The sequence below is a fragment of the Romboutsia sp. CE17 genome (genome assembly GCF_012317385.1).
In the GTDB taxonomy this organism is placed as follows: Bacteria; Bacillota; Clostridia; order Peptostreptococcales; family Peptostreptococcaceae; genus Romboutsia_E.
In genome coordinates this window covers 2,903,264-2,927,520 of sequence record NZ_CP051144.1, presented here as the reverse complement: position 1 = coordinate 2,927,520, position 24,257 = coordinate 2,903,264, and the positions used below count along the sequence as shown (strand labels likewise).

The window sequence follows — 24,257 nt, the reverse complement described above, 5'->3', positions numbered from 1 at the left end:
CCCTAGTTGAATAAAAAATTTATACATTTATTTAAATAAAATAGGAGTTGGCTCCCCAACTCCATTTTTATAAAAATTAGTCCATTTTGAATCTCTTCTTGAACTTGTCGATTCTTCCACCTTTTTCTATATTCTTTTGCTTTCCAGTATAGAATGGATGGCATTCTGAACATATTTCAACTTTTATTTCATCATTAGTTGAACCAGCTTGGAATTTATTTCCACAAGCACAACTTACTTCAACTACATTGTATTTTGGTTGTATATCTTTTTGCATTATTGTCACCTCTTCTCTTTATTTTTAAAATTAATTATATTAATTTTTCATTTACATTATCAACTACACCATTATAACACAAGTTTTTTAGTGGTACAAGGAGTTTTTGAATTAGTTTAAAGCGCTTTTATTGATTTAATAAACTCATCATTATTCTTAGTTCTTTTTAATAATTCTATTACTTTATCAGTAACTTCCATAACAGAATTATTACTCATTTCTCTTCTAAGTCTCCATAATGCTGTCTTTTCTTCTTCAGTAAGTAATAAGTCCTCTCTTCTAGTTCCCGACTTATAAATATCTACTGCTGGGAATATTCTCTTCTCTGCAAGCTTTCTATCTAGATGCAATTCCATATTACCTGTACCTTTAAATTCTTCAAATATTACATCATCCATTCTTGATCCTGTTTCAACTAAAGCTGTTGCCAATATAGTAAGAGATCCACCTTGTCTTATATTTCTAGCAGCTCCAAAGAACTTCTTAGGTCCATGTAATGCCCCTGGATCAAGACCTCCTGATAAAGTTCTTCCTGTTGGAGATATAGTTAAGTTGTACGCTCTTGCAAGTCTAGTTATACTATCTAACAATATTACTACATCTTTTCCATGTTCGACTAGCCTTTGAGCTCTATTTAAAACCATCTCTGCTACTTTGACATGATGGCTTGAAACCTGGTCAAAAGTAGAGTAAATAACATCACCATTTATAGACTCCTTCATATCTGTAACTTCTTCAGGTCTTTCATCTATTAAAAGAACTATTAATTCTACATTTGGATGATTCTTAACTATACTATTGGCTACATTTTTAAGAAGCATAGTTTTACCTGCTTTAGGAGGTGCAACTATTAATCCTCTTTGCCCCTTACCGATTGGCGATATTAAATCTATTAATCTTGTAGCTATTTCATTTTGATTTTTTTCTAAAGTTAGTTTTTCCTCAGGATATATTGGCGTTAATGTTTCAAAAGCCTTTCTTTGTATAGCTGTTTCAGGTTTTTCATCATTTATTTTTTGTACATATAAAAGAGCTCTAAACTTTTCTCCACTCTTCGGATGTCTAGTTATCCCTTTTACTTTATCCCCTGTTTTCATATTAAATCTTCTTATTTGAGATGGAGATACATAAACATCTCCTTCTGTAGATAGATAGTTTGACCCTCTTAAGAATCCAAAACCATCTGGTAATATTTCAAGTACTCCCATTACCTCATCTTCTTTAGAAGTATTAAACTCATCAATTATTTTAGATTCTTCAACTACCTTTGGAGTATAGTAAGGTTTATTGTTATTATTTCTAGGTTGTCTGCTATCTATTCCTTGTACTTTAGTATAATCATTGTTTTGAGTTCTATTTTCCGCTCTTTGATTTCTATTATCTATGTATTTTCCATTATTTTGAGACTCTACCTTATTATAAGAAGGCCTTACATAAGTCCTCTCAGATTTAGTCATCTCTTCAGGATTGTCTTGCTCTTTATTGTTAACATTAATATGTTTATTTTCAGAGTTATCTTCGTTTCTTTTATCACTATCTAGTGATGTACTTTTTTCTGTGTTTCCATTAATAATTTCAATTAATTCGCTTTTTTTATACTTACTAATTGATTTTATATTTAATTCTTTTGCTATATCTCTTAACTGTGCTAAAGTTTTATTACTTAATTCTTCTATCGTTAAATTATTCAAGTTAAAAAAATCCTCCTCATGTATAACTTATATTTCATTTTCATATTTATATTCATTCGGGAATTAAAGGTGTGAAAAAGAAAAGTTCATTTATAAATAATTAAATTAATAATATCATTATTATTGTATTATGGTCAACAAATAATAATAAAATACAAGTTCATAAAAATTAATAAAAATTTAGACTTGGTATTAAACTCCAAGCCTAAATTTTTATTAGTCCATATTGTATTTTTTCATTAAATCTATAAGTATGTCATTTTTATCTAAATTATGTATTGCGTCTACAAATCTTATAGTTCCTGTTTTACCCCTCATTACTACCGATTGTGTTTTTGCTTTATTATTACCTATATGAGTTACTCCTTTTAATAAATCCCCTTGAGTAATTCCTGTTGCTGCAAAAAATAAATCATCACCTTTTGCTAAATCATCTATAGATAAAACTTTATTTATTTCTTCATCCGATAATCCCATTTCATGACATCTATTTACTTCTTGTTCACTTAACGGATATATTTGACCTTGCATATCTCCACCCATACATTTTACGGCAGCTGCTGTTATAACACCCTCTGGGCCTCCACCAATTCCCATAAGCATATCTATACCTGTATCATCAAAACATGTAGCTATACCTGCTGCAACATCTCCATCACTAAATACTCTAATTCTAGCGCCAAGCTTTCTAGCTGCTTTAACAATATAATCATGTCTTTCTCTATCTTGAGTTATTATAGTCATCTCTGATGTTTTCTTTCCTAAAGCCTTTGCTACAGATAAGATATTCTCTTCTGCGCTTTTATTTAAATCTATTGATCCCTTAGCTTTAGGACCAACTATTATCTTTTTCATATATGTATCTGGAGCATTTAGTAAACTCCCTTTCGCTCCCATAGCTATTACAGATATAGCATTCGGAAGACCTTTAGCTATTAATGTAGTACCTTCAAGCGGATCTACAGCTATATCAACTTCTTTACAATCCTCAGTTTGTAACCCTACCTTTTCTCCTATATAAAGCATTGGAGCTTCATCTAGTTCACCTTCACCAATAACAACTTCACCATTTATCTTAATAGATTCAAAAGCTCTTCTCATAGCTTCTACTGCTGCACCATCAGCTCCATTTTTATCTCCTCTACCCATAAATTTAGAAGAAACTAATGCCGCTGCTTCTGTAACCCTTACTAACTCTAACGCCAAATTTCTATCCATAATACGACACTCCTTAGTTATATTCATTAAAAATTATACATTATATTCATATTTTAGTAAATATAACTCATATTTTATTTAATTTTGTCGCATTACTTCATAATAAAACCAATATAATACACGCTATATATCTGTATATAATACAAAATAAAAGAGTGTATAATACACTCTTTAAAAAGCAGCTGAAACAATACTTAAAAAACTTACTATACTTGTTGATACAAGTGCAATAACTATAGCTATAGCTATTATTTTATTTCTTTTTTTATTCTTTGCTGTCAACATTAAATCACCTCTCTAATTAAATGTATAAGTCATATCTTATCAAGTTTATAATAATCATTTTAATTATCTTCTTGCTTATTATTTTTCATACAAACTATCTTTAATTATTCTAAAAAACAAATTTATATCCAACGTCATATTGATAGCCTCAAATGTGTTTCGCTGATATTATACCATATTTATTTAAATCTGGTTCATCAACTTTTTGTATGATAAATATCATACATTTTATGTATACATAGCAATCCCCATATAAAAAAGGCTGTTTTGATTAAATAATAAAATCAGCCTTTTTGTTTCCTTTAATATATATTTTATTGTTTAGCCAAAATTTCTTCTAATTCTTTTACCAAATCATCAAATCTTTTAATTGTATTTTCCATAGGTTTTGTAATAGTTAAATTTACGCCACTATCTTTCAATATTTTTAGAGGATAATTTGACCCTCCTTTTTTTAAGAAATACATATAGTTCTCAGCTCCATTATCCTTTAATATAGATTGAGCAAATGTAATACCTGCACTACATCCAGTAGCATATTTATATACATAAAAGCTATTATAAAAATGAGGAATTCTTGACCAACCAACCATTGATAGCTGATCTACTTCGTAGCTATTTCCATAGTATTTTTTCAATAGTTGTCCCCATATATCATTTAATACTAATGCATTTACATTCTTGTTGCTTTCAACCATCTCATGTATAGTTTTTTCAAATTCTGCATACATAGTTTGAGTATATAAAGTATTCTTTATCAAATCTAGATATTCTGATATATAATATGCTTTTTCTTTGTCATTTCTAGCACCTTTTATTAACCCTTCATATAATAAGGCTTCATTTGTTATTGAAGCAACTTCATGAGTAAATATCGAAGGGCTAGAATTAAAATAGTTTTGATTTTTACAGCTTAAATATTCATATATTGCATGTCCTAATTCATGCGATAATGTTGATACAGATCCTAAAGAGTTATTATAGTTTAATAAAACATATGGATGATTATCATATACTGATAAGCAATATCCCCCACTAACTTTATTATCATTTGAGTAAACATCTATCCATTTTTCATTAAATGCTTTGTAAATTATATCTGCATATTCTTCTCCTAAAGGAGACATTGCAGAATATACCATAGTCTGGGCTTTATCATATGTTATATTATTATCCACTGGTTCTACAATAGGTACAAACATATCATAATAATATACTTTATCTAATCCTAATACTTTTTTTCTCAAATTTATATACTTGTGTAAACTATCTGTATGCTTACTAACTGTATCTATTAATTCATTATATACTTTTTTGTCTATATCATCTGATTTTAAATACATATCTAAAGAAGAATCATATCCTCTTGATGTTGAGTAAAATATATTTTTCTTAACTTGTCCAATCAATAATGCAGACAATGTATTTATATTATCATTATATGGAATAAATTCACCTGTATATGCATTCTTTCTACTACTTCTATCTGTTGACTCTATTTCTGTTGCATATTCACCTGGAGTTAAACCTGTTTTTTTATCCATATTCCTAAAAAGATCATATGCATTACCTGGTAAATTTGCTAATGAAGATGTATTGTTCAATAATGCTTCTTCTTCATCATCTAAGTAATGGTCTTTATTTCTTCTTATATCATTGATATACATTCCATATTTCTTACTTATTTTATTATTGCTAATAAATTTATTATAGTCTTTATCTGATAATTTTAGTATCTCAAGTTCTAGATTTGAGCATATTGACATATACTCCTTATAAACTTTTTTAACTTCTTCATTCATATCTAAATATTTATATGAATCCTTATTTATGTCTAATTTTAATTTTGGATATGAGCATAATTTATTTATTCTTATATCTAATTTTTCTTTAATATCTAAAGCAAACGCGAAGTGCGTTTCTGATTTTGTAACCTTTCCAATATAATTTTTTAGTTCTTTAGTATCTTTCCTAAAAGATTGAAGTTCTGATTCCCACTGTTTATCACTTTTATATAATGAGCTTAAATCCCAAATAGTTTTTGTATAGTCTATATTAACTTTTTCTTCTTTCTTACTTTCACTATCTTTATTATCCAAGCTATTCATAACTAATTTACATTGACTATCATCAGACTTTTCAGCTTCACCTGTTATAAATATACTGGAGCTAATCATTAATAAAGATATTAATATTATTTTAAAAAACTTTATCCTCATAAAGATCCATCCTTTCACTAAGTCTACTTAATATTAGGATGGCTTCTTTCAGCTATATTATTCAAACTTTACCATTTAATCAATCATAATATAAAAAGTTATCCACATAGTTATTAACATATCAACAGCCTATAAAACGTAGCTAGAATAAGTTATTTCAGTTATTCATAAATATATTTTTGTTTATATATACTATATATTCACTAAATTATTAACACTTTTTTTGTATTTATCAACAAATTAATGCATAAATCTTATATTTTTTGTTGATAATTCTCCAAATTTCGAAATATCTTAAGGTAATTCTTTTTATCTACCTTTTGTTGAACTTTGTCGAAGTTTGAAATTTCAACGTTTTATTATATTTATATTCTTATTTAAAACTTATCCACATATCAGTAACATTTATTCACAATTTTATAATTTAGACTTATTAAGTAAATATTTTCGTTACCAATACAGTCATATCGTCTTCTACCTCACCTAACTGTAGCTCTAAAGCCCTATCTAATATTTTATCAGCTATTTCTTTTGGATTAGTTGAATTCATTTTCTGCAAGAAATATATTAACCAATTTTCTCCGAAATCATTACTTTTTCCAGCATCAATAATTCCATCTGAAACCATAACTATATAGTCTCCTGTATTAATTTTAGTTCTATGTCTATCCATCTTAACATCAGATAAAATTCCTACTGGTAAAGAAGATGAAGATATTAGATCTACCTCACCATTATTTCGTTTTATATAAGATGGGCAAGATCCCATTTTTACAGTTTCTAAACTACCTTTTTTTAAGTCAATCATCCCTAAATCTAAAGTTGAAAACATTTCATCTGAAGACTTTAACAATAGCATATTATTTATAGTATCGATAATTATTTCATGTTCTATTTTTGCATCTATCATTTTTTCTAATATATCTATAGTTACAGATGATTCATCATAAGCCTTTTTGCCTTTTCCCATTCCATCACTAATAGCCATAATATATTTTCCATCACTAACTTCCATATGAGTATAATTATCTCCTGAAAGTATATGTCCATCTCTAGACATAGAAGCCACCTCAGTAACAGCCTTATATACTTGAGCTTTTGTTAGTTTAATAGTACAATTAGAAGCTAATGAATGGCATCCAATTTTTTGTACAGATAGCTTTTGATCCAAACAATCTTCTATTATATTGACTAATTTCTTATCACATAAGCAACCATTACTACATGTTCTTTTATCTATAATTATTTCAAAATCCTCTTTATCTTTACTAATGTAATTTATTCTATTTATATTAATATTATTTCTTTCTAGTTCATCTGAAATTTCTTTTTCTTTTTCTAGATCTATACTGATATTTGTTTCTAAATCCTTAGATAAATCTTCTATAGATTTTGATATATTTCTAATTTGATTTGCTATTAATCTTCTACTTTCAATAAACTTATTATTCCAATCATAATCTAATACAAAAAGCTTATAATAATAATTGGCTACTTTTGCTATCATCTCAGGCTTCATACATTCTTTTCTAAATTCTTCTGGTATAGTTTTTGCAGTAGCTTGTCCATACTCCTCTATATTTTCTATTAATCTATACATCAATTTGTAAGTATGATTAAATCTAGTCTCCCAACATACTCTCTTCATACTACAGTTATAACATTCATCATTATGAACCATATCTATTAGATTTGTTATATCTTTTTCATTTATTATATTATCTCTTTCTCTAATTTTATCGAATGTATTAGCAAGTTCAGTATAAGTCTTGTGCATGTCCATAAGTCTACTATTAGTAAGTTTTTTACTTCTATCTATATAATCATAAACTAGCTCATTTGAATCTATATTACTTTTTACTAGCTTTTCAACTCTATTAAAAAATGACTTTGGCAATAAAATCACTACCAATGATGCAATTAAGATATCTCTTATTTCCATAATATTTGAACTAAGTCCAGATGTATAAGAATACATAATTATCCAACTTAATATATATCCTAATATACAGAAATATCTATTTAGTCTATTAAACGCTCCTCCTACTAATCCTGCAAATGAATATATCCCCATATAAACTGCAGATGTTATATTGTTTATTATAAATGCAATACCAACTACAACACCGCTTGTAGCTCCCATACCTGAACCACCAACTATAGATGCTACTAAAATTAAAATTGTTGATAATACAGATCTAATAGATATTCCAAATGTAGTTATATTTCCAATTCCCATAATGCTAAATGTAACTAGTAGACTTATAGATATTGCTTCTTCAAGCCGTACTGAGACCCGATTATTTGCATTTATAATTAGCGATACTCCAAATGAAAATACATATGTAGATATAAATAATATTACAACTTCCATACCTATCAAAAATAAGTCATAAATATACTTACTTCCCACTAATGTCTGTCCAATTGAAATCGCCAAAAGTATAGATACCCCTACTATACTAATTTTAAAAATAGAAGGTATTTTCTTTAAATAAATACTAAATGCTAAAATAGCCGTTAGCGCTATAGAATATTTAAAAATGGCGCTAGTACTATTTCCAGATAAAACTATACCTAATAGAGTAGATGTAAATACGGGGTATTTATATCTATCAAACTTACATATACATAAGAAAAATGCTACTCCTAATGGAGCCATAGAATCAATTAAGAGAGATCTACTTAGTAAAAATCCCATTAATATGAATATAATTGTATTAGTATCAAAGAATTTACTTATTCTAATATTACTTAATTTAACATCTCTACTTTTTAAAGAATTAATAGTTCTTTCCATAAAAAAAACCTCCTCATTTGTTTATACAAGAGATTATAACAAAGAGGAGTTTTCTTTTTTGTCATATTAAGTTTATAAATAATAAAAAAATTAAGACAGTTTTTTTGATTTTAGACATATTAAGCCTTCCAAATTATCATACTCACTTACTATTATCTCTCTTAATTCTAATTTTTCCATTATTATATGTAAAATTTTTACACCAGCAGTTATAATATCTGCTCGCTTACTTTGTAGTCCTTTTAGAGACTTCTTATCATTTAATGTCATTTTTTTTAAATTTTGTAGAATATTTTCTATATCATCTATCGTAACAACGCTATTATGTATTTTTTCCATAGAATACACTTCTAACTCTTGATTTATTGCTGATAACGAAGTTATAGTTCCCCCTATACCAACAAGTTTATTAATATGTTTCTCTTTTAATGATTCTAATGTTTCTCTAATCTCATTTTCTATAAACTCGCTCATCATATCAAATTCATAATTGTCAACTATATCAGTAGTTAAAAATTTTTCAGTCATTCTAAGGGCTCCAACATTTTCACTTTTTGAAAACTTAATCCCATCCATATTCCCCAATATAAACTCTGTCGATCCTCCACCTATATCAATAACTAATATATCATCGTTTTCATTTGCACCTTTAAGAACTCCCAAGAATCCTAAATTTGATTCTTCTTCACCGCTAATAATTTCAATATCTATATCTATCTCTTCTTTAGCTATCCTAACAAAATCATCTCCATTTTTACTGTCTCTTAATGCCGATGTTCCAATACAGTAAATATAATCGCAACCTTCTGACTTACTAAGTTTATAAAATTCTTTTAGCGCATCAATATTTCTTCTAATCGCTTCTTGTGATATAAATCCATATTCATCAACACCTTTTCCAATTCTAGTAGTATTGACAAACTTCTTTCTATTTAATAATTCATCATTAATAAAATCACAAACTAATAGTCTCATAGAATTTGTACCAATATCTATAGCTCCTATTTTCATAAAAAATCAACCTCCTAAAGAATATTCTCACCCTATAAAAATATTCTATATTTATTTTTCATTATATAAATTTTATTATATCCATTATATCTTAATGAGATATTAAATCTAATCTATTTTATTACTTATATGATTAATATTTTAATATACATTATTTAAATAAAAATAGGATGAGGTAGAATAGCTTTATAAAACTATTCTACCTCATCCTATTTTTCGATCATATAAACAATCTCATTTGGCTTAACCATATTTAAACGTATTCTTGCAATCGACTCCAAGTCTTCTTCGCTCTGACCAGATTCTATGGATTTAAGCTCTTTAATTTCTTTATCAGCTTGATCTATTTGCTTACTAAGTGATTTTATTTCAGAGCTATATGTTTTATATTTAGAAATTTGAAATCCAAATCCACCTATCATTGAGAAAACTATAGAAATTAAAAACATACATAGACCTATATATTGACCAGAGAACTTCTTTTGTATTTTCATATACTTACACCCTTTTTTTTATCTTTAATCTACCCATAGATTTTCTTTTGATATATTTTCTAGTAGCTAAAAACATATTAGGTATATAAAATATGATATCAAATAATAGGTGCAAAGAATAGATAATAACGTAATACAAATTGTTCAAAATACCGACTATGTAATGTACAGTTTTTTTGAATAAATTTGTTATGAAAAAAATTAATTTATTCAACCCTGCCAAAACAAATTTACTTATGGTGCTATAATATATCAAAAATCCAATAAATAAAGCGACCATGTGGTAGTATCTCAAATTAAAATTTTCTACGGCATTTATGGTTATAAAAGTTAGTATAGTAACAACAACCCAAAACAGAGCATCAAATAAAAGAGACATATATCTTATAAGCTTAAAATTTTGTCTAAAACTTCTATAGATATCAAATAATAATCCTACAGCTATGCCACCGTAAATAGTTGCATAAAATGCACTTAAATCTTGTGTAAATGGTATCATCTACTTAAACACCTTTTTAAATATATTTTCTTGTGTTTTTTTAGGCTTCGCATATACTATAGAATTAATAGTACCATCTATACTTATGATACTTTCTTCTAAATTAAGTTTGCTCATATCTAACTCTTCACCTTCTATTACCATTTCGCCTGCAGAAGTTTTTATCTCTACCTTCTTATCATTAAAAGAGTATATATGCTCTACACCAGAAATAACTAAATTACTTCTATCTTTTAGAGTTATGTTATGTTCCATAATTATCCCCCCAGTAATATTTCAATTCATACTACTATAAATATACTTAAGGGGATTAAAATTTATTCTATTATATCGTACATTTCTTTTGCATCATTTTTTAACACATGTTCTTTTATCTCATTTATCTTAAACTTCATTTTCTTTTCACCGAATTGTATTTCTAATAGATCTCCCACATTTACTTCAGATGAAGATTTTGCAGGCTTTCCATTTATAGTTACAATACCTTTATCACAAGCTTCCTTTGCGACAGTTCTTCTTTTAATTATTCTAGATACTTTTAAATACTTATCTAATCTCATATTCATTCTCCTTCGTTTCTATCCCTATGAAACAATTTATATTTATTTTAAAAAATGCCTACAGTCATATAAACTATAGGCACCTTATATTTAATTCATATATAAACTCTAAGGTATTAACCTTAAAATTAATTTATGTATTTATATTACTTGTTTATAACTTCTTTTAAAGACTTTCCAGCTTTGAATACTGGAGCCTTAGAAGCTGGTATTTCTATAACTTCTTCTGGATTTCTTGGATTTCTACCTTGTCTAGCAGCTCTTTCTCTAGTTTCAAAAGTACCAAATCCTACTAATTGTACTTTATCTCCTTCAACTAAAGCTTCTTCTACAGATTGCATGAATGCATTTAATGCAGCCTCTGCTTCTTTTTTAGTTAATTCACTTTTTTCTGCCATTTTTGTTACTAATTCAGCTTTGTTCACGATACTTACCTCCTAAAATGTTTATCATATAGAATTATTTATGTTTTTACTATTCTATATCTTTAGTGATTTTCCTTCTTTATATTATTTAAATTTCGCTTTTTCCCAAAGTTTATCCATTTCCTCAAGTGTCATATCTTCTAATTTCTTATCAGAATTTATTGCACTATCTTCAATAAATTTAAATCTTTTTATAAATTTATCATTAGTCATATTTAAAGCTTCTTCTGGATCTAACTTTAAAAATCTAGCTAAATTTACAATAGAGAACAGCAAATCTCCTAGTTCTTCCTTTATGTATTTTATATTTCCTTCTTTACATTCGTCAAGTAATTCTTTGTATTCTTCTTCAATTTTTTTATATACATCACTTATATCATCCCAGTCAAAACCTACTAATGCTGCTTTTTTTTGTATTTTTTCTGCTTTTATTAGAGCTGGTAAATGATTTGGAATTCTAGTTAACCCTTCAGTTACTGTAGATTCGCCTTTTTCTTTCCTTTTCAAATCTTCCCAAGTTTTATCAAAATTATTCATGTCTATATTAATATTTTTAAAAACATGTGGATGTCTATATATAAGCTTATTACATATACTATTTAATACTTCTGATAGATCAAAGAAACCTGTTTCTTTACCTATTTGACAGTGGAAAATAACTTGTAAAAGCACATCTCCTAACTCTTCTATCATTTCATCGATATCATCATTATCAATTGCTTGGCAAAGCTCGTATGCTTCTTCTATTATATATTTTTTTAAACTTTCATGATCTTGCTTTTTGTCCCAATCACAACCTTCTGGACCTCTAAGTGTTTCCATTATTTCCTCTAAGTCATGTATATTATTATACATTTTTTTAGAGCTCTTTGGTATATAAACACTAGTTAAATAATTAAATAAGTTTTCCGCTCTATCTAATTCATGTAATGGAACATATTTCTTACTTTCTAAAGCTTTGACACCTGCACCATTTACTATACATACTTCTTGGTCATAATCATAGCATTCCATTAATCTTAATTTAACATTTGAAGCTATAAAATGATCATATACTTGAGTAATTATCATACTTGTATTTGTATCTATATATGAATTTTCTATTTCAAAAGCATCTACTAACTTAAATCCATTAGCTGGGTCAATAGCCAAATAGTTAAACATTGCGTCTACAAAGCTCATAGAAGCTATAACTTCAACTTCGATACCTTTTAGCTTAGCAATAGCTTCTATTTGGCTTACAGTTCTTTCTGCTACCCTTGGATGCCCTGGAACAGCATATACTAAATCACCTTCATATGATTTTTCTATTATAAACTCAGCAATTTCTCTATATACATTTTCAAAGTTTTCTTCATTATCATAAAAATAATCTAAATTAGTATATGTAATGCTATCCTTTAGTTTATCTACAGTTGGATGCTTTTCAGTTCTTAGATAAATTCTAGAACTTGATTTTAAAATATCTAATGCACCTTGGCTAATAAGAGTTTCATCCCCTGGTCCAAGTCCTACGATATTTATCTTTCCCATAATATCACTCCTATAGTACCTTTATATGAATCTACTAAACCAATTATATGCTTATTTTTAAGTATATCCTTGTATTTTCATATATATACTTTGATTATTTCATAAGATTTAACTTTCTTAAAAGCTTATAAATTTTTTCACCTTTTGGCATAATTAAAAGTTCTTCTTTTCTAATTCCGCCTATTCCTAATAAAACTAAAACATAAACTACTGCACCAATACATATTGAAACTAATGTCGATAATGTATTTCCAATAGCCCCACTCATAAATCCATAAGATAACTTAACAGCTACGAACATAGTTAAAACTGTTATTAGTGGTTTTATAATAAATTCTTTTTTACCAAATTTAACACCCATATATTTCTTGACAAAGTGTAGCTCAATTAATGATGCTACAGCATATGCCGTTACTGTACCTAAACCTGATCCTAATACATTAATTTCAGGTATTACAGTTAATGAGTAACTTATTATTATTTTAAACAGCATACCTATACTTAAGGCCATAACAGGTATCATCGGTTTACCCATACCTTGAAGTATACCATTTAAACTAAATATCAATCCTAAAAATATTATAGCAGGAGATATTGTAAATAATATTGTACCTAAAAATGCAGGTTCATCAGGATATAGTAATTTCATTATTGGTCCCGCTAGAGATGCTATACCAAATGCACAAGGTAAAACAACTAATAAAGTTACTTTTATTGCACTTCTAGTTTCTTTTCTAGCCTTACCTACTTTACCTAAAGCAAATGATTCTGATATAGATGGAACTAAGCTCATACCTATAGCAGAAGTTATTACTGAAGGTAAATTAACTATAGCCATCGCCATACCTGTTAACTGACCAAATAAAGACACTGCTTGTTCTGATGTAAATCCACCTTCAACAAGTCTTCTTATAACAATCACATTATCCATCATGTTAACTAAAGGCATTACTGAAGCACCTATTGTTATTGGTATCGCAACTAGTAATATTTTCTTTAGTATTCTAGAAACACTTTCATCTTTAAATCTCTTACTTGCTTTTATATCTGCTTTACGTTGCTTAGCTTCTCTAAGATAAGCAATTATTAAATATGTAATTGATCCTATAGCACCTATTGTTGCTCCTGCTATAGCTCCTGCTGCACCCATTTCAGGTCCATTTTTTTGCATAAAATAATACGCAAGACCTATTCCTAATATAACTCTAAAAAACTGTTCTGTTATTTGTGAAACAGCTATTTTGCTCATATCCCTTTTACCTTGGAAATATCCTCTATACGAAGACATTGCTGGTACGAATAAAAGTGCAGGTGCTATTGCTAACATTGCGTAATGTGCGCCTGGATTATTCATTAAATCCGTAACTATATAATCTGCTCCAAAGAATAATATTGCAAATGATACTAAACCAGTTATTAGTAAAACTATATATGCAACTTTAAATATTTTGTTGGCACCTTTATGGTCACCTATCGCAGTCTTTTCCGATACTAGCTTAGCTAGAGCTGTTGGAAATCCTGCTGTTGCTAGAGTCAGAAATAAAGTATACACAGGATATGCAGCTTGGTAATAGCCCATACCTTCTGACCCTATTAATCTTCCAAGAGGTATTCTAAAGAATGCACCCATTATTTTAACAATTATACCTGCTACTCCAAGTATAATTGCTCCCTTAAGGAAAGAGTCCTTGTTTTTGTTATTATCCATAACTAAACCTCCATACTATTTATATAACAAATTTTAATATATCATATATTTATTAGTATATTCAACATTTTAGTATTTAAGTTTTACTTTAAAGTATAAAAGACCCTTTTTCAGGGTCTTACTTATTACTTTATTGAACTTGTTTTCCTAAAAAATTAGAAGCTACTTTAAGCATTTTTTCTATTCCCTCTGGAAGTGTTTCATTTTCTTTAGAAACTACTGTTATAGATCCGATACAATCTCCTGAAGAACTAACTATAGGCATGATAATTTGTCCAGTATACTCTCCCGAATCATCTTTATATAGAGGTAAAATTTTATTATCTTTAAGTAATTTAGTTTCTCTATTTTCTATTAATTGTTCTAACTCTTTACTTATACTTTTTTCTTTATATTCTTTTTTAGGTAGCTTGCACACGGCTATTATTGAATCTAAATCTGTTACTGCAATTCCGCACCCAAGAACTTCTCCTAACGTTTCGGCATACTCTTGAGAAAATTCTGTTAATTCTCCTATTGGAGAGTATTTTTTTAATATTACCTCTCCATCTTTTGCTGTAAATATCTCAAGAGGATCTCCTTCTCTTATTCTTAAAGTTTTTCTTATTTCTTTTGGAATAACAACTCTTCCAAGATCATCTATTCTTCTAACTATTCCTGTTGCTCTCATTTAATTTTATCCCTCCATTACTAACTTTAAGTTTATTTTTACCATTCATAAGAAAAATATGCAAAAAAAGATGTAGTGAATATTTTTTTGATTTCTTTTGCAAATCAACTTCACATACATCCTTTTTTATTTGTTCTAATTAATTTTTAATTTTTTTACTGAAACAACATTATTTCACAGTTACTTTTTCTAATAACTCTTTATTCGTTTCTACTTTAGATTCTTCTTTTAACTTTTCAACTTGAGAGTTATATTTTTCATCTTCTAATGTTGTTTTTATTGTATCTTTCACTTCATCAAATGGTTTTTGTTCATCTACTTTGTCAGTTACTTTTATTATATGGTATCCATAATCACTTTCTACTAAATCTGATATTTCTCCTACTTTCATTGAAAATGCGGCTTCTTCAAATGGTTCTACCATTTCTCCCTTTCCAAAGAATCCTAAGTCTCCACCATTTTCAGCTGATACTGTATCTTCAGAATATTCTTTTGCTAACTTAGAAAACTCTTCTCCTGACTTAGCCTTTTCTAATATTTCTTCAGCTTTTTTCTTAGCTTCTTCTTTCTTTTTGTCACTTAATTCATTTCCATTATCATCAGTTGTCTTTATTAATATATGAGATGCTTCTACCTCATCTACGTAAAACTCATCTTTATGTTCATCGTAGTATGTTTTCATCTCTTTTTCACTTATTGAATTATTTTTATTAAAGTTTTCTTTATATTTTTCACTAGCTAAATCTCTTTCAAATTGATATTTTAAGAAATTATCATCAATACCTATTTTATCTAACTGTTTTTTATAATCTTCATTTTCTTCTAACTGAGCTTTAAAATCTTTTATTTCATTATTAACTTCTTCTTCCGTTGGAAGCAGGTTTTCCTTCTTAGCAGCTTCATAAATAGCTTCTGTATATACCATTTGGTCTAGAACCATTTCTTTGAATGTATCTTTGTATTTTACACCTTCTTCAACTTCTTGATCCCAGATACTTTCTCCATAGTACATTTCTATTGATTGTTTATTAAGTTCAAGTACCTTTTCATAGTTTCCTAGTGTTATTCCATTTCCATTTACAGTAGCTATATTTTCATTTTTATCCGTGCTACTACACCCAATCATTCCTATCCCTAAAATAACAGACAGGAGTAAAGTTCCTATTTTTTTCAAATCACTACACCCTTTCTCTATTGTTCTTTCATACTGCACATTGTTTCTAGTAGTTCCTCTAGCTCTTTAACAATCTTATAACCAACTTTTTCTTTTGTCTTATACTTAGTTAAAGGAAGTAGCCATATTTCATCTTTAACTTGTCTGACCTTTTCTACTTTCATTATTTTACATAGAGATTTTATATAAGATATTTTTAATAATGTTTGTACAGATTTTGGCAAATCAGAGAATCTATCTTCTAATTCTTCTTGTACTTCTAGCATATCCTCTTTACTTTCAATAGATGCAATTTTTTTATACATCTCTATCTTAGTCAGCTCATCAGATATATAAGTATCTGGTATATATGCATTAACACTTAAATCTATCTCTACATCTATCTCTTCTAATATAGGTTCTCCTTTTACCTTTTTTATGGCATCATTTAGCATCTTTACATATAAATCATATCCTATTACTGCCATATGTCCATGTTGTTGTGAACCTAGTATGTTTCCAGCACCTCTGATTTCAAGGTCTCTCATTGCTATTTTAAACCCTGATCCAAATTCTGTAAACTCCCTTATAGCTTTTAATCTTTTTTCAGCTATTTCACTTAATACTTTATCTTTTTCATACATTAGATATGCATATCCTTGTCTAGAACTTCTTCCAACCCTACCTCTTAACTGATAAAGCTGAGCTAGTCCCATTTTGTCTGCATCATATACTATCATTGTATTTGCATTAGATATATCCATTCCTGTTTCAATAATTGTGGTACAAACTAAAACGTCGTATTCTTTATTCAAAAATCCTAAAATTATATCCTCTAACATTTTAGAAGTCATTCTTCCATGAGCTACAGCAACTTTAGCATCTGGTACTAATCTTTTTATTTTACTTGCCATTTCTTCTATATGCTCAACTCTATTATATACAAAGAATACTTGACCTCCTCTTGAGATTTCTCTTTCTATTTCATCTTGAATTACACTCTCTTTTGCTTCTGTTACATAAGTTATAATAGGGTGTCTTTCTTGTGGAGGTTCTTCTATAACACTCATATCTCTTATTCCACTTAGAGACATATGCAATGTTCTTGGTATAGGTGTTGCTGATAATGTAAGAACATCAACTGTAGACTTGATTTGCTTAAGTGATTCTTTATGCTTAACACCAAATCTTTGCTCTTCATCAATAACAACTAAACCTAAGTTCGGTAAATTTATATCTTTAGATATAATTCTATGAGTTCCTATAAGAACATCTACTAGACCTTTTTTTGCATCATTTATTATTTCTTTCTGTTGCTTAGGTGATTTAAATCTACTTAATACCTCTACTCTTATTGGATAGTTTTCAAATCTTTCTCTAAATGTGTTGTAATGTTGCTGTGCAAGTATAGTAGTAGGAACTAGTACTGCAACTTGTTTTTGATCCATACAAGCTTTAAATACAGCTCTTATAGCTACCTCCGTTTTTCCATATCCAACATCACCACATATAAGTCTATCCATAACCTTATCTGATTCCATATCTTTTTTAGTTTCTTTTATAGCCTTTAATTGATCCTCTGTTTCCTCATGTGGGAATAGAGATTCAAATTCATTTTGCCATGGAGTATCTTTAGAGTATTTATAGCCTTTTACTTTTTCTCTTTTAGCATAAAGCTCTATAAGGTCTTTAGTCATATCTTCTATTTCTTTTTTAACCTTAGCCTTAGCTCTAGTCCACTCACTTGAACCAAGCTTATTTAGCTTAACTTTTTCAACATCAGAACCTATATATTTTTGTACCTTATCCATTTGGTCTATAGGAACATATAAGTTATCTCCACCTTGATAGATTATCTTCATGTAGTCTTTCTTTATTCCATTTACAGAAATTTGTTCTATCCCTGTATATCTTCCTATACCACTATTTTCATGAACTACATAATCTCCAACATTTAAATCTAAGAAAGATTCTATTTTTTGTCCTTTTTTCTTCTTTTTACTTTTTGTATTAGAGGCTCTTTTATGTACTCCTATCATTTCATTATCTGTAACCACTACAAATTTTATTGATTTATATTCAAATCCACTACTAATTTGTGCAGGTACAATAATTATTTGAGATGATTTTATTTCAATATTTCTTTTTCTTGATACTGTTGTTTCTAATCCTAAATCTAATAACTCTTTATTTAATTTTTTAGCTCTTTCTAATGTATTAGTAGCTAGTATTATTTTAAATCCATTGTATTTTAATCTATTTAATTCTTCGCATAAAACATCTAGCTTACCATTGAAGGTTGGAACTTCTCTTGACTCAAAGTTAACTACACTACTAATTCTAAAGTCATTTACAGGCTTAGGTAAAAGAGTATTTAATATTAGCTTCTTTTCACCTTTAATTAAATCTAATTCATTGAAATGGTATAGTAATCTACCTTGACTTTTTAAAGCTAGTCCTCTCTCTAAGTTTAACTTATAGTTTTCATTGAACTCATTAATGTAATTTTCGCATCTTTCCTTAAGTCTAGAAATATCATTTACAAAAATAATGGCATTATCATTTAAGTATGTAAAAATACTTTTATTTTCTTCTGGATAAATGTAGTCTATATAATTTTCTATCCCTTCAAAATATGTTTTACTTTCTATATTCTCTATATTCGCAAAAACATCTTCATTAGTTAATTTTCCTGTTTCCTTTTTTAATTTTTCAACAGCATCATTAACTTTTTCAGGATAAATAAATTCTCTTGAAGGTGTTATTGTAAACTTCTTAATCTTGTCAATTGATTTTTGTGAAAAAACGTCAAAAGTTCGTATAGAATCTATCTCATCATCAAATAATTCCATACGAATTGGATTTGTATATTCTAACGAAAAAATATCAACAATTCCACCTCTTATACTAAACTGTCCAAAGCCTTCTATTTTAGACACTCTTTCATAACCTAGAGAAACAAGTCTCTCACTTAACTCTTCTAGGTTTATCTTATCCCCTATCTTATAATTATAAGTATTATTAAGTAGTACTTCTTTTGGCATATATTTTTTAAGAATAGCTTCAGTGGAAGTTACTAAAACAATCTTCTCTCCTTTAGCTAATCTTAAAAGAACTTTAAGCTTTTTAGCTTCTTCATTTCTATCCTTTGCATCTAAATGATAAAAGTATATATCTTGATATCCAAGATACACTACTTTATCTTTCATATAAAAACTTAAATCCTCATAAGCTTTTTTAGCTTCTAAATCAGTGCTCGCTACAAAGACTATAGGTCTATTTAATTCTTTAAATATAGAATAAGTTATATGAGGTTTTTGAACTGATAAAAGGCCATTAATTAATAATGAGCCTTTATTACTATTTATGCAATTTATTACATCTTTATATTCTTTGGAGTTTTGCAAAGGGTATATAAATACATCATTCATATGAAATTCTCCCTTTCCTTACCCATTGTATTTATTCATAGCTAGGTCAATATTTTCTCTTATCATAGTATCTACTGCTTTAGCAGCCTTTTCTAATCCTAATTCTATATTATCACTTTCTTCTTTTCCAAATCTAGATAAAACAAAATCTGCTAAATCTTGTCCTGGTCTAGGCTTAGATACACCAACTCTAACCCTCGGAAAGTCATTAGAACCTAAACACTTAGTAATAGATCTCATGCCATTATGAGTTCCACCACTTCCTTTTTTTCTTATTCTTATCTTTCCAACATCTAAGTCAATATCGTCATAAACTACTATTATATTTTCCATATCAATATTATAATAGTTATAAATATCAATTAAAGTTTCTCCACTTAAATTCATATATGTTTGAGGCTTTACTAAAAGAACTTTTTCATTTCCAACTCTACCTTCTCCTATTAAAGCCTTATGTTTTATTTTCGATACGTTTATATCATATTCCTTTGATAAAATATCTATAACATCAAATCCAACATTATGTCTTGTTTTTTCGTATTGCTTACCTGGATTACCTAATCCTACTACTACATACATATTTATTCCTCCTTTATAACACTTTATTAATTATCTCAAAATAGCTATTCATCAAACTATTTTCAGTTAGCATTATCAAAATTGTTGCTAATGATATGAATGGTGCAAATGCTATACTTTCTTTTATAGATTTATTTTTTTTTAAAATTATGTAGATACAGTATATAAATGCTATTATATATGATAAGAACATTAAATATAAGCTATAATTATATCCTAATGTAAAACAACATAATGCAAATAGACCAATATCTCCATCTCCTAACCCTTTAGTTAATTTTGCTAAAAGATATGATACTATTATACCTATAAATAGTCCACCTATATGATTTGTAAAATCTTTTTCTATAGTTATTGAACTTATTAAAATTACACCTTGAATAATTATACCACTAACTATTGTTATATCATATATGTAAGTAGTTCGATAATCAATTATTGATATTCCTAATAAAAACGGAATTAAAAAGATATATTTTATAAAATCTATTGTTAGTCCATATTTTTTATATATACAAAGATTTAAAATTATTATTAATATATATAGTATAGAAGTATTATATGTAATTTGGTTTATTTCTCTGCTTTTATTTTTTAAATACTTATCTGTAAAATAAGTTAAAATTGTAGATGTTATTATAATGTAAATCATTATTTCAATCATGTATCAGTAGTAGGATTAATCCTTATACTTTGATTTTTGATTGATATAATTTTTTTATACTTATTTTTAATAAAAAATTATATTTCCCAATACTCTCATTGGATTTGCCACTTGATAAAAAAGAATCTCTTTTACAGAGATTCTTTTATTTCATGATACTTTTGTTCTTGTACATATATATTAGGTACATTATCATTTGATAATATAAAATAAATATTTCTAATCCTATAAGTTTTTTCTTTCCTTTAAATTTAATGCCTTAAAAATAGTATAAAATCCATATTAATATTTATCTTCTATCAATCTAATTGTATATTCATAGTCCGTACATCTACTTAAAACACTATTTCTAGAAATTATTCCTTGTATATATAAATTGACTAATTCTTGATCCATAGACTGCATTCCAAATTTGCTACCTGTCTGTATTTGATTTTGTATTTGATATGTTTTATTTTCTCTTATTAGATTTCTAATTGCTGAATTTGCAATCATAACCTCAAGCGCTGCAACTCTTCGCCTTCCATCTATAGTTTGTATTAGTTGTTGTGAAACTATTCCCTCACAAACAGTTGATAATTGACTTCTTATTTGTTTCTGCTGTTCAGATGGAAACATATCTACTATTCTATCTATCGTCTTTGCTGCACCAACTGTATGTAATGTAGAAAATACCAAATGTCCTGTTTCTGCTGCAGTTAATGCAATTGATATAGTTTCTGCATCTCTCATCTCCCCTACCAATATTACATCTGGATCTTGACGAAGTATGGATCTTAGTGCAGAATTAAAACTTTTTGTATCTTGTCCTATTTCTCTTTGATTTACTAATCCCATTTTATGCTTATGTACGTATTCTATTGGATCTTCAATAGTTATTATATGTTTTTGCTGATTTTCATTAATTATATCTATAAGACTTGCAAGTGTTGTTGATTTTCCACTACCTGTCGGTCCAGTAACTAAGACTAGCCCTTTATTTCTTTCTGTAAATGTCTTTAGTACTTCTGGAAGCCCTAAAGATTCAAATGATGGTATAGTAGACATTATCGTTCTTATTGCTAGAGCATAATTTCCTTTTTGCTTATATGCATTTACTCTAAATCGTTCTCCAGTCTCTAAAGCTACTGAGAAATCACATTCACCATACATCTCTATCCTTTTAAATTTATTTTCCTTCGCTATATCCTTTGTCATATCTTCAGTATCTTCACTAGTTAATATCCTATCATTTAATTTTATAAACTTACCATTTATTCTAGCAATAGGCGCACTGCCTACTGTTATATGTATATCTGAAGCTCCTATCTCTATTGCAATTTCTAATAAATCAAATATATTCATATTTAATATTTACTCCTTAGTTTTATATAAATTTCTTTTATATTCACTATATTTAGCTAAAGACTAGATGCTTTCTAATAATATGAACCTGGTAAACTATCAGCTTCTATTAAAGAATGATATTAATCTTGCCTATATGATCTATAAATTACTCTCATATTACTATTTATATGGTCAAAATTTTATATACTTACTATTAAAAATATCGATTATTAGTATTATAGCCAAAAGAAGTACCTAAATATCTTTATTATTTAATTTATTCAGTTTAACAATACCGTACTCTACCTACCTAATAAATATTTCCTCATTTAGTAATCATCAAATAAACTGACTTACATATTCAGAATTATTTGTGATATCCTCATGTATCATAGATAAATTAGTTAAATTTATTCTGTATGTATATTTTTATATATTGCAATGGATAAATCTCACCACTTCACTCCTGTATTGCTTAATCAATAGTTTCATGTATAACTTCTATATTCATAATCTTAAATATTAAGTAAGTAGTAAATCTTATTCATAAGTCTATCGGTCCGATAATATGTACTAAAATAATGATAACACTGATACATTTCTATCATAAATACTTTATATTCTATAATATTCATATCAAAAGTAAATTATAATTATGATATTTTAAGAACTATTACACATAAAAAAGACTTGTACTTTGATTACTCAAAATACAAGTCTATATAATATATTAGAATAAAACACTTATAGATTCGTTAGAGAATATTTTCTTTATAGCATCTCCAAATAAAGGTGCCACTGAAAGCTCTTTTATTTTATCTATTTTCTTTTCTTCAGGAAGTTGTATAGTATCTAATACTATTAGTTCACTTATAGCAGAATTTTCTATTCTTTCTATAGCTGGTCCTGATAATACTCCGTGAGTACAACAAGCATATATATCTTTCGCTCCAAATTCTTTAAGAGCATTAGCTGCATTAGTTATTGTTCCTGCAGTATCTATCATATCGTCTAATAAGATAACATTCTTCCCTTTAACATCTCCTATTATATTCATAACTTCGCATACGTTAGCTTTTGGTCTTCTCTTATCAATTATAGCTAGTGGAACATCTCCATCTAATGTAGTTGCAAATTTTCTAGATCTTGTAACGCTTCCAAGGTCAGGTGAAACTACTACTAGATCTTCTATTTTCTTTTCATTGAAATAGCTAGATAATATACTTCCCCCTAATAAGTGGTCTAATGGTATATCAAAGTATCCTTGTATCTGTGCCGCATGTAAGTCCATAGTTAAAACTCTATCTGCCCCTGCAGCTGTTATTAAGTTTGCAACTAATTTAGCCGTAATAGGATCTCTTGATTTTGCCTTTCTATCTTGTCTTGCATATCCATAGTAAGGAATTACTGCTGTTATTCTACCTGCAGATGCTCTTTTTAAAGCATCTATCATTATTAATAATTCCATTAAGTTATCATTTACTGGACTGTTAGTTGATTGAACTACGAAAACATCGCATCCCCTTACTGTTTCGTTCATGTTTACAGATATTTCTCCGTCACTGAACTTCCCTACTGTACAGTCTGATACAGGTACTCCTATATAGTCAGCTATTTTTTGCGCTAACACTTTTGACGAGTTACCTGAAATGATTTTGATTTCACTTCCGCTAGTATTCATTGCTTATCCTCCCGAAAATTTAAACTATTGATA

The 24,257-nt window shown here is 27.9% G+C and carries 20 protein-coding genes; all 20 read right to left on the bottom strand.

Annotated features, from left to right (window positions below):
* Positions 1-76 precede the first annotated feature (76 nt).
* Positions 77-277 (bottom strand): 50S ribosomal protein L31, encoded by a 201-nt coding sequence (gene rpmE / locus HF520_RS14230; RefSeq protein WP_168574541.1) that lies wholly within the window; start codon positions 275-277, stop codon positions 77-79.
* A gap of 116 nt (positions 278-393) precedes the next feature.
* Entirely contained in the window at positions 394-1,968 is a 1,575-nt protein-coding gene (gene rho / locus HF520_RS14225) for a transcription termination factor Rho (RefSeq protein WP_168574540.1), read from the bottom strand.
* 216 nt (positions 1,969-2,184) lie between these two features.
* Positions 2,185-3,186 carry a class II fructose-bisphosphatase gene (gene glpX, locus HF520_RS14220; protein WP_168574539.1) on the bottom strand — a complete coding sequence of 334 codons (1,002 nt, stop codon included), beginning with the start codon at positions 3,184-3,186 and terminating at the stop codon, positions 2,185-2,187.
* 599 nt (positions 3,187-3,785) lie between these two features.
* Positions 3,786-5,579 carry an oligoendopeptidase F gene (gene pepF, locus HF520_RS14215; RefSeq protein WP_243155243.1) on the bottom strand — a complete coding sequence of 598 codons (1,794 nt, stop codon included), beginning with the start codon at positions 5,577-5,579 and terminating at the stop codon, positions 3,786-3,788.
* Between the two features lie 544 nt (positions 5,580-6,123).
* Complete coding sequence (gene spoIIE / locus HF520_RS14210; protein WP_168574537.1) at positions 6,124-8,490, bottom strand: stage II sporulation protein E; 2,367 nt, start codon at positions 8,488-8,490, stop codon at positions 6,124-6,126.
* Positions 8,491-8,580: 90 nt separating this feature from the next.
* Positions 8,581-9,501 carry a Ppx/GppA phosphatase family protein gene (locus HF520_RS14205; RefSeq protein ID WP_168574536.1) on the bottom strand — a complete coding sequence of 307 codons (921 nt, stop codon included), beginning with the start codon at positions 9,499-9,501 and terminating at the stop codon, positions 8,581-8,583.
* A gap of 209 nt (positions 9,502-9,710) precedes the next feature.
* The gene (locus tag HF520_RS14200) at positions 9,711-9,995 is read right to left on the bottom strand and encodes an FtsB family cell division protein (protein WP_168574535.1); all 285 of its coding nucleotides are present in this window, start codon (positions 9,993-9,995) and stop codon (positions 9,711-9,713) included.
* A 4-nt stretch (positions 9,996-9,999) separates the two neighbouring features.
* Complete coding sequence (gene yabQ, locus HF520_RS15465; protein ID WP_168574534.1) at positions 10,000-10,494, bottom strand: spore cortex biosynthesis protein YabQ; 495 nt, start codon at positions 10,492-10,494, stop codon at positions 10,000-10,002.
* The gene (yabP, locus tag HF520_RS14190) at positions 10,495-10,749 is read right to left on the bottom strand and encodes a sporulation protein YabP (RefSeq protein WP_168574533.1); all 255 of its coding nucleotides are present in this window, start codon (positions 10,747-10,749) and stop codon (positions 10,495-10,497) included.
* 62 nt (positions 10,750-10,811) lie between these two features.
* Positions 10,812-11,054 carry an RNA-binding S4 domain-containing protein gene (locus HF520_RS14185; RefSeq protein ID WP_168574532.1) on the bottom strand — a complete coding sequence of 81 codons (243 nt, stop codon included), beginning with the start codon at positions 11,052-11,054 and terminating at the stop codon, positions 10,812-10,814.
* Positions 11,055-11,200: 146 nt separating this feature from the next.
* On the bottom strand, positions 11,201-11,479 hold the full coding sequence (locus tag HF520_RS14180) for an HU family DNA-binding protein (RefSeq protein WP_122640635.1): 279 nt from the start codon (positions 11,477-11,479) through the stop codon (positions 11,201-11,203).
* Between the two features lie 84 nt (positions 11,480-11,563).
* Positions 11,564-13,012 (bottom strand): nucleoside triphosphate pyrophosphohydrolase, encoded by a 1,449-nt coding sequence (gene mazG / locus HF520_RS14175; protein WP_168574531.1) that lies wholly within the window; start codon positions 13,010-13,012, stop codon positions 11,564-11,566.
* A gap of 94 nt (positions 13,013-13,106) precedes the next feature.
* The gene (locus HF520_RS14170; protein WP_168574530.1) at positions 13,107-14,720 is read right to left on the bottom strand and encodes a putative polysaccharide biosynthesis protein; all 1,614 of its coding nucleotides are present in this window, start codon (positions 14,718-14,720) and stop codon (positions 13,107-13,109) included.
* A 130-nt stretch (positions 14,721-14,850) separates the two neighbouring features.
* Positions 14,851-15,390 carry a stage V sporulation T C-terminal domain-containing protein gene (locus tag HF520_RS14165; protein ID WP_168574529.1) on the bottom strand — a complete coding sequence of 180 codons (540 nt, stop codon included), beginning with the start codon at positions 15,388-15,390 and terminating at the stop codon, positions 14,851-14,853.
* Between the two features lie 169 nt (positions 15,391-15,559).
* A complete protein-coding gene (locus HF520_RS14160) occupies positions 15,560-16,564 on the bottom strand; it encodes a peptidylprolyl isomerase (protein WP_168574528.1) in 1,005 nt (334 codons plus the stop codon).
* Positions 16,565-16,581: 17 nt separating this feature from the next.
* Entirely contained in the window at positions 16,582-19,974 is a 3,393-nt protein-coding gene (gene mfd, locus HF520_RS14155) for a transcription-repair coupling factor (protein WP_168574527.1), read from the bottom strand.
* 18 nt (positions 19,975-19,992) lie between these two features.
* Positions 19,993-20,553 carry an aminoacyl-tRNA hydrolase gene (pth, locus tag HF520_RS14150; RefSeq protein WP_168574526.1) on the bottom strand — a complete coding sequence of 187 codons (561 nt, stop codon included), beginning with the start codon at positions 20,551-20,553 and terminating at the stop codon, positions 19,993-19,995.
* A gap of 13 nt (positions 20,554-20,566) precedes the next feature.
* Entirely contained in the window at positions 20,567-21,205 is a 639-nt protein-coding gene (locus HF520_RS14145; protein WP_168574525.1) for a prepilin peptidase, read from the bottom strand.
* Positions 21,206-21,499: 294 nt separating this feature from the next.
* The gene (locus HF520_RS14140; RefSeq protein WP_168574524.1) at positions 21,500-22,561 is read right to left on the bottom strand and encodes a type IV pilus twitching motility protein PilT; all 1,062 of its coding nucleotides are present in this window, start codon (positions 22,559-22,561) and stop codon (positions 21,500-21,502) included.
* A gap of 712 nt (positions 22,562-23,273) precedes the next feature.
* Positions 23,274-24,224 carry a ribose-phosphate diphosphokinase gene (locus HF520_RS14135; RefSeq protein ID WP_168574523.1) on the bottom strand — a complete coding sequence of 317 codons (951 nt, stop codon included), beginning with the start codon at positions 24,222-24,224 and terminating at the stop codon, positions 23,274-23,276.
* Positions 24,225-24,257 lie beyond the last annotated feature (33 nt).

Coding starts and splice junctions, on each gene's coding strand:
- HF520_RS14165 (WP_168574529.1), bottom strand. CDS start 15,390: ATGAGAGCAACAGGAATAGTTAGAAGAATAGATGATCTTGGAAGAGTT.
- HF520_RS14140 (WP_168574524.1), bottom strand. CDS start 22,561: ATGAATATATTTGATTTATTAGAAATTGCAATAGAGATAGGAGCTTCA.
- HF520_RS14200 (WP_168574535.1), bottom strand. CDS start 9,995: ATGAAAATACAAAAGAAGTTCTCTGGTCAATATATAGGTCTATGTATG.
- rpmE (WP_168574541.1), bottom strand. CDS start 277: ATGCAAAAAGATATACAACCAAAATACAATGTAGTTGAAGTAAGTTGT.
- glpX (WP_168574539.1), bottom strand. CDS start 3,186: ATGGATAGAAATTTGGCGTTAGAGTTAGTAAGGGTTACAGAAGCAGCG.
- mazG (WP_168574531.1), bottom strand. CDS start 13,012: ATGGGAAAGATAAATATCGTAGGACTTGGACCAGGGGATGAAACTCTT.
- yabP (WP_168574533.1), bottom strand. CDS start 10,749: ATGGAACATAACATAACTCTAAAAGATAGAAGTAATTTAGTTATTTCT.
- spoIIE (WP_168574537.1), bottom strand. CDS start 8,490: ATGGAAAGAACTATTAATTCTTTAAAAAGTAGAGATGTTAAATTAAGT.
- HF520_RS14205 (WP_168574536.1), bottom strand. CDS start 9,501: ATGAAAATAGGAGCTATAGATATTGGTACAAATTCTATGAGACTATTA.
- pth (WP_168574526.1), bottom strand. CDS start 20,553: ATGTATGTAGTAGTAGGATTAGGTAATCCAGGTAAGCAATACGAAAAA.
- HF520_RS14135 (WP_168574523.1), bottom strand. CDS start 24,224: ATGAATACTAGCGGAAGTGAAATCAAAATCATTTCAGGTAACTCGTCA.
- yabQ (WP_168574534.1), bottom strand. CDS start 10,494: ATGATACCATTTACACAAGATTTAAGTGCATTTTATGCAACTATTTAC.
- pepF (WP_243155243.1), bottom strand. CDS start 5,579: ATGAATAGCTTGGATAATAAAGATAGTGAAAGTAAGAAAGAAGAAAAA.
- HF520_RS14170 (WP_168574530.1), bottom strand. CDS start 14,720: ATGGATAATAACAAAAACAAGGACTCTTTCCTTAAGGGAGCAATTATA.
- HF520_RS14145 (WP_168574525.1), bottom strand. CDS start 21,205: ATGATTTACATTATAATAACATCTACAATTTTAACTTATTTTACAGAT.
- mfd (WP_168574527.1), bottom strand. CDS start 19,974: ATGAATGATGTATTTATATACCCTTTGCAAAACTCCAAAGAATATAAA.
- HF520_RS14185 (WP_168574532.1), bottom strand. CDS start 11,054: ATGAGATTAGATAAGTATTTAAAAGTATCTAGAATAATTAAAAGAAGA.